Annotated in this window: 3 protein-coding genes; 2 read left to right on the top strand and 1 reads right to left on the bottom strand. The window is 49.9% G+C overall.

All coding sequences use genetic code 11. The annotated features are described in order from the left end of the window. The coding region (locus J0895_RS21180) for a S8 family serine peptidase (RefSeq protein WP_207089982.1) at positions 1-2,076 on the top strand (2,076 nt) is incomplete at its 5' end. A gap of 346 nt (positions 2,077-2,422) precedes the next feature. Continuing rightward, the gene (locus J0895_RS21185) at positions 2,423-5,197 is read left to right on the top strand and encodes a S8 family serine peptidase (protein WP_207089983.1); all 2,775 of its coding nucleotides are present in this window, start codon (positions 2,423-2,425) and stop codon (positions 5,195-5,197) included. A 2-nt stretch (positions 5,198-5,199) separates the two neighbouring features. Here J0895_RS21185 and J0895_RS26540 read toward each other — a convergent pair whose 3' ends face one another. Further along, positions 5,200-5,325, bottom strand: coding sequence for a hypothetical protein (locus J0895_RS26540; RefSeq protein WP_277989881.1), 126 nt, complete (start codon positions 5,323-5,325; stop codon positions 5,200-5,202). Positions 5,326-5,391: the final 66 nt, after the last annotated feature.

The raw sequence follows: 5,391 nt of genomic DNA on the forward strand, positions 1-5,391 counted from the left end.
ATCGATGCGGGTCAATTTGAAAATCGCGATCCAATCACCGAATTTTTTACAGATATTTATCTCGATCGCAACCCGGATATTGCTACAGCAGTGACAGCGGATTTACTCACCGCTTACGAACATTTTGTCAAGTCGGGACAAGAGGAAGGACGGTCCCCTGGACCTAACTTTGATGCTACATTTTATTTAACCCATCATCCTGATGTTGCTGCATTCGTGAGAACGGGACAAATCAGTGCGGTCGAACATTACCTGCTATTGGGCGCATCGGAGGGACGTGCAGCAACGGAACATAACTCACCCCTCGCCCTCAACGAGACCCTAGAATTGGGGATACTGGGGACCCGAAACCTGACCGGGGCGACTTCCCCAGAAACCTCACCGCAACAGTATCGGTTTCGCGTAGATAGCCCCAGTCAAGTGAGTTTACTCCTGAGTAGACTGAGTGATGAGATCGAGGTCACCCTGTATCAGGATCACAACGGCAACCGAGTCCTTGACTTCACCGAGGCGATCGCTGCCAATACAGAACCCGGAACCCGCGCTAAACTCTTGAACCGGGTCTTAAATCCAGGGGATTACTCCCTGGCGATCGCTGCCCAAAACGAAGAAACATCCTATCATCTGAGTCTGGCGACCCTTCCCCTATCCAACTCCTACCCCAACCTGACGGGAAACCGGGAATTATACCCCCAGAACCTCGGTTCCCTCTCCTCAGATATCCTCCTCAGCAACAGCTTAGAACCCAACAACGCCGCAGACATCTACCAATTCACCCTAGATACAACCACCCCAGTTCAGATCGAACTGAATGGATTAACGACTGATGTAGACTTATTTTTAATTCAGGACTCCCCCGAAACTGCCCAAATTCTCGCCGAATCCACCACCCCAGGCAATCAACCCGAAACGATTACCCAAAGTGCCTTAGAACCCGGAACCTATTCCGTTTGGGTCAAACCTGTGGAAGGAGAAACCCAGTATCACTTGAGTCTGTCCCCAGATAACTCCACGGAGTCAGAAACCCGGACTCTGGACCTCCCACCCCCGATGTTTAACCCCCAGTTTGGGTTTGGGTTAGTGGATGCTGGTGCTGCCGTGGCGCGGGTCCTGGGAGAACCGACCCCGTTTCCCCAAGTTACCAATCCCATCACCAATAATTATGCCTTAGATGCGATCAATGCACCCGCAGTTTGGAATCGAGGATATACCGGCGAGGGAATCGTTGTCGCGGTGTTGGATACGGGAATAGATCTCACTCATCGGGACCTCCAGGGGAATTTCTGGGTGAATGTGGGTGAAATTCCCGGGAACGGGGTAGATAATGATGGCAATGGGTTTATTGATGACTTTCACGGCTATGATTTTGTGGATGGGGATGGGAATCCCTCCTTTTCTCACTCAACCGAACGTCACGCCACGCACCTAGCGGGGATTATTGGTGCACAGAGAAATGGGATTGATGGGACTTTACCGGGGGGATTTGGGTTTGATGTGACCGGAGTGGCATACAATGCGACGTTAATGCCGGTCCGTGTTCTTGACGATCGCCAGTCCTTTGACCAATTTGAAATAGCTGTAGCGAACGGAATTCGCTATGCGGTGGAGAATGGTGCACAGATATTAAATTTGAGCTTAGGGAATTTGCCCGGAGAACCGCCTACAGAACGGATTGCCGAAGCGTTGCGCTTTGCTCGCGATCGCGGCGTGGTTGCGGTATTTGCCTCGGGAAATGAAGGATCCGCGAGGGCGACTCAACCGGCAGATCCGGCCATTCGCGCCACCGAAGGACTGGGAATTGCCGTGGGTGCAGTCGATCGCGATCGCCGAGTGGCCCCCTTCTCTAATCCTGCCGGGTCCGCCTTTGGCCCTTATAATTTCGTCGTAGCACCGGGCGTCGGCATCCGTTCCACCACCCCAAATCAAAACTATTTTACCTTAGATGGTACCTCAATGGCTGCTCCCTATGTTTCTGGAGTTGTTGCCTTGATGTTGCAAGCTAATCCGAATTTAACTCCTGCCCAAGTCGAACGCATTCTGATCGAAACGGCAAACCCTTCTAGCATCTGGGTTTAAACTGGTGAAATCGCCACCGGAACATCACAGACCAACGGTTCTAACCTCTGGATTTAATCGCGGGAACTAGCCACTAGAGAAAAGGCATCGGGACTTGGACGAGGTCCTTTTCTAGTCTTTGCTTCAAAATCGGGATGATTTCTGCATCAAAAAAAAGATGCACCTATTTCGCAACAAAGTCAAATTTTTTCGACTGAAGCTATTGGAAAATCCCTGAAATTTATCATATTGATTTTCAATTAATTTAATAAATTTAATCAGTTTAACAAATCTTACTTGTTGATTTTAAAGTCATTAGATATACTGGAAGAATTAATTATCTCTTGAAAGAAAATAGGGCAACGTAATGTTGAACATCACTCACTTGTATGATGAGATATACTATCTCAATCAAAATCAAGACATAAAGGAGGCAGTTGCCACAGGGATTTTCGCGAGTGGGTTTGAGCATTTCATCAATTTTGGTAAATTTGAAGGTCGGGACCCCAGTCTATTTTTTGATACCGAATATTATTTAGCCCAGAACCCGGTTCTCGCCCAGACTGTGGCTGCTGGAACTACCTCCGCGATCGAACATTTCGTGAATTTCGGACAATCCGAAGGGCGCAATCCCATCTTTGAATTTTTTACGGATTTTTACCTGGAAAACTATCCAGATGTATCTACAGCCGTAGCTTCAGGCTTAGTCACTCCCTATCAACATTTTATCCAAGCGGGTCTATTCGAGGACCGCGAACCAGGCTGGGGCTTTAATCGAGCCTTCTATTTGGAAAACAACCCTGATGTTGCCACGGTCGTGAATGCCGGTCAGATGAGTTCGATTCAGCATTACCTCACAATGGGTAAAGCAGAAGGACGAATCGGCAACCTAACCACCGAGAATCCGCCCCCCCCGAACCTGACCCCCCAGAGTCCAACTGGAGAAATCAGTGCCGTCACGGATCTCGGACTGTTAGAAAGCCGTTCGGTAGACGGAATGCTGAGTGTTTTGCAACGCCGCCAACTCTACCGCTTCACCTTAGACAGTCCTAGCGATGTGAGCTTAGAACTCAGTGGCGTCATGGGTGATGCGGATCTGTACCTCGGGGAGGATGTCAACCAAAATAACCAAATCGATTATGGAGAAATCATCGCTTCTTCCACCAACGATGGAACCTCCTCCGAAAGCCTTAATCGAGGTTTGCCTGCCGGTACTTACTTTGTAGAGGTGTATCGGTATGAGGACTCCCCCCTCTACACTCTTAACCTCCAGGCAACCCCTCGGACCGATATACCACCGGATTATGTCGGTAACACTCTATCAGAAGCATTTTACCTCGGAGACCGCACGAATGCGGGGTTTACATTCGTGAATCAGGTCTTGGAAAGCGCTGGAATTCCTGTGCCTGAACAAGTAGGGGACTTTGATCCAATTGATATTTATCGGGTTTCCTTGGCAACTCCAAACCAATTGCGGGTGACTCTGGATGGACTCAGCGCCGATGCCGATGTCAAGATTGGCAGCGATCGCAACCAAGATGGCATCATCTCCTACGATGAAGTCATTGCCAGAGGGGTAAAACCAGGAACTCAGGCGGAGGATGTCTACGTTCCGGCCCTGGTTCCCGGAGAGTATTATATTCTGGTGGAACAATACAGCGGCAATACAACCTATAATTTGAGCGTAGAAACGAAACCCGTGCAGTTTCCTCTGTTAGAAGCTGTTCCTGTAGACCCCTTAAACCCTCTTCCTCAAACCGTGGTGGGCAGTCTCACCGCGACCAATCAGGCGGATACCTATCGCTTCAGTCTCACCGAGCCCAGTGACATCCAACTCAATCTGCAAGGACTCGGGGCCATTACGGATTTACATTTGATTCAGGATGTCAACGGCAATGGCATTGTAGACACCGGGGAAATTCTCAGCATGGCCCCCACCCTGGAGGACTTACTCAATTCCCTGGTGGCAGTGCCATTCGTTCCCCGGGATTCAGAACAAATCACATTTCTGGGATTGCCTGCGGGGGAATATTTTGTGAGTGTCAACCAAGGTATTTTTGATACCAACTATAGTCTCAATCTCGCAGCAACTCCGGCCAGCTCGAACTTTAATACTCTATTTGGCTATGGGTTAGTGGATGCTGCTGCTGCCGTTGCCCAGGCGATCGGGGAACCCGGTTTAGCCCCGGTTGGCGACCTCATCAGTGATACCTTTTTAAATAACACCCGGGACCTCAACTTAATGAATGTACCAGCAGTTTGGAACCGAGGGTTTACTGGGGAAGGCGTCATTGTCGCTGTCTTAGATGATGGCGTAGACTTGCAGCATCCGGATCTAGCCAATAATATCTGGGTCAATCCCACTGAAATTCCCAATAATGGCATTGATGATGATGGGAATGGATTTGTCGATGATGTGTGGGGCTGGGATTTTGCGGATGGCAATAACGACCCGAATCCGGACTTGTATAATGCTCATGGAACTCATGTTGCCGGGACCGTGGCGGCACAACGGAATGGGGTAGATATCTTAACCGGACTATGGAGCACGGAAATGAATGGAGTGGCCTACAATGCGACTATTATGCCCGTCCGAGTCCTGGGAGACTACCAGACTCTCGCTGAAGCTGATGTGGCCATTGCCTCGGGAATTCGGTATGCCGTGGAGAATGGCGCACAAGTTTTGCAAATGAGCCTGGGGAATTATGTTGGCGAACCGACGTTTCCTTTGACTGAGGCAGCTCTAGCATTTGCCCGAGAACAGGGTGTTGTGGCGGTGATTTCCGCCGGAAATGAGCGAGAGCGCTTTGGTGCGACCCGACCGAGTGACCCGGCATTTTTGGCTAACCAAAACTTGGCGATCGCCGTGGGCGCAGTCAACCAAGACAATCAATTGGCGCCCTTTTCCAATCCGGCAGGACCCAATCCTCTCCCCTTAGTGGTCGCCCCCGGGGTTGATGTATTATCTACGGATTTGTATCAAGACTACAACTTCAGAACCGGAACCTCAATGGCCGCCCCTTATGTCGCTGGGGTTGTAGCCCTGATGCTCTCCGCCAATCCCACCTTGACTCCGGCTCAAGTCGAGCAAATCCTGATTGAAACCGCACAACCGGAGGGCATTACTTTGGCGGTGGCCTAATCTTAGGACCCTCGGTTTTTCACCCCGGGCATTGACATCCAGACAATGCTGATAAAAATGGACAGGCGATCGCCTGTCCATTTTTTATTTTTACAGGCTTCATTTTGCTCAAGCCAACTGTTATTCATCAGCAGAGTTCTGTGACATCCTCCCATCAGGGTAAATTTTTTGATTCATCAGACCCGTGACTCAGC

Source organism: Phormidium pseudopriestleyi FRX01 (assembly GCF_017313335.1).
GTDB classification, from domain to species: domain Bacteria; phylum Cyanobacteriota; class Cyanobacteriia; order Cyanobacteriales; family Laspinemataceae; genus Laspinema; species Laspinema pseudopriestleyi.